Genomic DNA, 4706 nt, shown 5'->3' on the forward strand with positions numbered 1-4706 from the left:
CCGCGGCGCGGAGCTTCTGCGTTCCCACGCGGCGCGTGGGAACGAGAGAAAATCTGTTAATTGAGAACGCCCCCTAGACAGCCTCTAAGGCTTCATCTTACCCAAAAGGAATGCCTGCCACACATGGATTTTCCGCCGTGCCGTGCGCCGCTTGCACCCACTGGTGACAGTGCGCCGAAGGGCTGCGCCAACCCTGCTGCGATGATCGAGATCCTTGCCGATGACCGCGAGCGGCACGGAGGCGTGATCGATCGCCTGCGCGGGTACGAGGAAGTCTCTCTGATCGTCGAGCGCCTGCCGTTGGGGGACTACCTGATCGACGAGGTGCTGCTTATCGAGCGCAAGACGCTTCCCGATCTCGTCGCCTCGATCAAGGACGGACGCTTGTTCGGTCAGGCCCACCGGCTGGCCGCTTTGGAAGGCATTCATTTTGGAAGGGACGGCGACGGACCTGGCCGGATCCGGAATGCGCCGCGAGGCCATTCAAGGGGCTTTGATCGGTCTGACCCTCTATCTGGGTATTCCCCTATTGCGTTCCCAGGGTCCAACCGAAACGGCCCAACTCATGCTCTTCGCGGCCCGCCAAGGCCGGTCGGTGGTCACTGGTACGCCGCCTCGTCCCGGCCGCCGCCCGCGGGGCAAATCACGGATTCAGGCCCGGGTTCTACAGGGATTGCCGGGAGTAGGGCCGCAGCGGGCGCGGCGCCTGTTGGAGACCTTCGGGAGCTTGGAGGGAGTCATCCAGGCCGAGGCCGAGGCCCTGGCGTCGGTGCGCGGCATCGGACAGGCCACCGCGGAGACGATCCGCTGGGCCGTGGAAGAAGCCGGTCCTGCCTACGGTGATTCCGGCGCAGTGATTTTTCATTTGTGACGCCTCGGGGCCTGGTGTAATGGGGCTTGCGCGCTCATAACCAAGGAACGCGGAATAGGCGTCACTACAAAATCGAAAATAAAGGGATACACTGGACTTAAGAGCCCCCTTCAGGAACATCCAACATGTTGCAGCTCTTTCGCATTACCGGGTTCTTGCCCTATCTCGCGGTGGCCTTCCTCAACGCCTTCGTGGATCTGGGACACAAGATCATCATCCAGAACACCCTGTTCAAGACCTATGAAGGGGATCTACAGATCACCTTGACGGCCATCGTCAATGCCCTGATCCTGTTGCCGTTCGTGCTCCTGTTCACGCCCTCCGGGTTCCTCTCGGACAAATACCCCAAGCCCCAGGTGATGCGGATCAGCGCCTGGGCCGCAGTGGGGCTCACCTTGGCGATCACCGCCTGCTATCGGTTGGGCTGGTTCTGGCCGGCCTTTGCCATGACCTTTCTGCTTGCGGTGCAGAGCGCACTCTATTCGCCGGCCAAGTACGGCTTCATCAGAGAACTGGTGGGCGAGGACGCGCTGTCCGCCGCCAATGGAGTCGTCCAGGCTACGGTAACCGCCGCCATCATGGCGGGGATCTTCTTCTTCTCGGTGCTGTTCGAGATCCTCCTGGCGCAACGGACATTCACCACCACCGGGGAGATCATACAACTGATCGCCCCCGTGGGCTGGTTCCTGGTAGGCTTCTCTCTGCTTGAGCTGGCCCTTGCGTACCGGCTACCCGAGCGGAGACCGCGTTCTGCGACCATGCGCTTCGACTGGCGGGCCTACCGCACCGGTCGTTACCTGCTGGAAAACCTGAGGATGGCCTATCGGGACCGAGTCATCTGGCTCTCCATCCTGGGCCTGGCAGGTTTCTGGAGCATCGCCCAGGTGATGCTCCCGGCCTTTCCCGCCTTTGCCGAGGAGGTCCTGGGGGAGACCAACACGGTGGTGATCCAGGGTGCGATGGCCTGTTTCGGCATCGGCATCGCCCTGGGCTCGGTCATCGCGGGCCGGGTGTCCCGTGGTCGTATCGAGACGGGGCTCATTCCCATCGGCGCCCTGGGCATCGCTGTCGGATTGTTTGTGCTCCCGGGCCTGCCCTCGATTTGGATCATGACCTTGGATTTCTTAGCTATCGGCATTATGGGCGGCCTGTTCTTGGTGCCCTTGAGTGCGCTGATCCAGTTCAACGCCCAAGCTACGGGGCTGGGCCGCGTCCTGGCCGCCAGTAATTTCGTGAGGAACCTGGTGATGCTGGCCTTTCTGGGGCTGACGGTAGTGGCCGCCCGCTTGGAGAGCGGCAGCCTTGCCATCATCTATGCCTTGGGCATCCTGGCCTTGGTGGGGACCTGCTACAGCCTCTACCAGCTGCCCCGGCCCCTGATGCGTTTCCTGGTGGCGCGCGTCGTTATGACCCGCTACCGATTGGAGATGATCGGTCTTGCGCACCTGCCGCCCCAAGGCGGGGTGCTTATGCTGGGTAACCACATCTCCTGGATCGACTGGGCAGTCATGCAGACGGCGAGCCCGCGCCCCATTCGCTTCGCGCTGGATCGGGCCATCTACAAGCGCTGGTATCTGCGCCGGTTCTTCGACCTGTTCGGGGTGGTGCCCATCTCCCGGGACCAGAGCCGGCAGGCATTGGATACCATTGCCGAGCTACTGAACGCGGGGGAGGTCGTCTGCCTGTTCCCGGAGGAATCCATCAGCCGGACGGCACAACTCGGGGAGTTCAAGCGGGGTTTCGAGCTGGCCGCGGCCAAGGTAGAGACAGGCGTCATCCTACCCTTCTATCTGCACGGGCTCTGGGGCAGCAGCTTTTCGTTCGCCAACGCCAGGCGCAAGGCACAGCGTCGCCGCCGCCGGGAGCGGGAGCTGGTGGTGGCCTTCGGGACGCCTTTGCCGATCTCCGCGACTGCCACCCAGGTCAAGCAGGCCGTATACGAGCTTTCGGTCAGCGCCTGGCAGACCTTTGCCCGAACCCTGCCGACGCTGCCCGAGGCCTGGCTCAGGACCGCCGCCGGGCGACGCGGTCAGCCCTGTGTCCTGGACGCGATCGGCACTGCCCTGACCAACCGCCGTTTCATGGCCGCCGTCTTCCTGTTTGCGCTGCGGATCCGGAGGCTGGTGCAAGCCCGGAACCTCGGGGTACTCATGCCCGCCAGCAGTGCCGGGGCCATCGCCAATATGGCGGTCCTCCTGACCGGTAGGACGGTGGTCAACCTCAACTACACCGCCGGCCGCGAGGCCCTGCGCGCGAGTATGGAGAATGCAGGCATCCGCAATGTCATCACCGCGCGGCGTTTCCTCGCCCGGCTGAAGGACCGGGGGCTGGATTTGGGTGACCTGTTCGACGGGATCGAGCTGCATGACATGGAGGACCTGAAAGCGGATATCGGCAAGGCCGAGGGCCTGCTGATGCTCACGGCCGCGAGCATCCTGCCCGCCGGCTGGGCCTGGCGCCTATTCGGTCACCGGGCCGCCCCCGAAGACACCGCCGCCATCCTGTTCTCCAGCGGCAGCGAGGGAGCACCCAAGGGTATCGAGCTCACCCACCGCAACCTCATCGCCAATGTGCGCCAGATCTCCGACCTGCTCGCGCTGGAGAGCGGCGACCGGGTCCTCTCCAATCTGCCGCCGTTCCATGCCTTCGGGCTGACGGTTACCAGCTTCATGCCCCTCCTGGAGGGCATCCCCATGATCTGCCACCCGGACCCCACGGACGCCCTCGGTTGCGCCAAGGCCATCGCCCACGAGCGTGCCACCATCCTGTTCAGCCCCCCCACCTTTCTGCGCCTCCATACACGCAACAAACACATCCATCCCATGATGTTGGAATCCCTGCGGATGGTGGTGGCGGGCGCCGAGCGATTGAACCGGGACGTGCGCGAGGCCTTTGCCCTCAAATTCCACAAACCCATCTACGAAGGCTACGGCACCACCGAGACGGCGCCGGTGGCGAGCTGCAACCTGCCTGACCGCTTGCACACCCACGATTGGAGGGTTCAGATCGGCCACAGGCCCGGTACCGTGGGTATGCCCTTACCGGGAACCAGCTTCCGCGTCGTCGATCCGGTCAGCCTTGAAACCCTGCCACCCGGCGCGGACGGGCTCATCCTGATCGGTGGCGTGCAGGTGATGAAGGGTTATCTCAATGCCCCGGCGCTGACTGCTGACGCCCTCGTCGAGCTCGACGGCCAGCGTTGGTACAAGACCGGCGACAAGGGCCGCCTGGATCAGGACGGCTTCCTGACCATCGTCGATCGCTATAGCCGGTTCGCCAAGCTCGGCGGTGAAATGATCAGTCTGACCCAGGTCGAGGAGCAGGTCCGGCAGGTGCTCGCCGAACCGGAGCTGGAGCTGGCGGCCCTCACCGTCCCGGACCCGAAGAAGGGTGAACGTATCATCTTACTGATCGCGGCCGACCTGGATCCGGACGGGTTGCGTAGGGCATTGATCGACGCCGGCATGAATCCGCTCACCATCCCCGCCGAGATTCGGCCGGTGGAACAGATCCCCAAGCTCGGGAGCGGCAAGACCGATTTCCCCGGGGCCAAGAAGCTGGCACTTGCGGGCCCTTGAACCGCAAAGGTACAAAGAACATACAAGGTTGGGCAAAGGCGTGAACTACTGGCCGGCAATCGAGCCGACGGCCTATATCGCGCCGTGCCCAACATCCCAACCCAGCTTTTACGGGCAATCGAGCCACAGAGGACGCAGAGAACACAGAGAAGAGCACAGGCCAATTCTCTGCGTTCTGCACTCGTTCCCACTGGAGCATGGGAGCCAGAAAAAGAACCACGGATAGACACGGATAAACACAGATTGTGATCCGTGTT

The 4706-nt window shown here is 63.4% G+C and carries 2 protein-coding genes and 1 pseudogene; all 3 read left to right on the forward strand.

Features of this window, described 5'->3' with window-relative positions; all coding sequences use genetic code 11:
- Positions 1–201 precede the first annotated feature (201 nt).
- Positions 202–354: pseudogene (locus BQ17_RS23240) on the forward strand (ERCC4 domain-containing protein); the annotation flags it as partial.
- Positions 355–466: 112 nt separating this feature from the next.
- Positions 467–871, forward strand: a complete 405-nt coding sequence (locus tag BQ17_RS23245) for a helix-hairpin-helix domain-containing protein (RefSeq protein ID WP_256091508.1) — start codon at positions 467–469, stop codon at positions 869–871.
- 125 nt (positions 872–996) lie between these two features.
- A complete protein-coding gene (locus tag BQ17_RS07165; protein ID WP_089725648.1) occupies positions 997–4449 on the forward strand; it encodes an acyl-[ACP]--phospholipid O-acyltransferase in 3453 nt (1150 codons plus the stop codon).
- Positions 4450–4706: the final 257 nt, after the last annotated feature.

Origin of the sequence: Candidatus Thiosymbion oneisti (assembly GCF_900092655.1) — a bacterium.
Classification (GTDB): Bacteria; Pseudomonadota; Gammaproteobacteria; order Chromatiales; family Chromatiaceae; genus Thiosymbion; species Thiosymbion oneisti.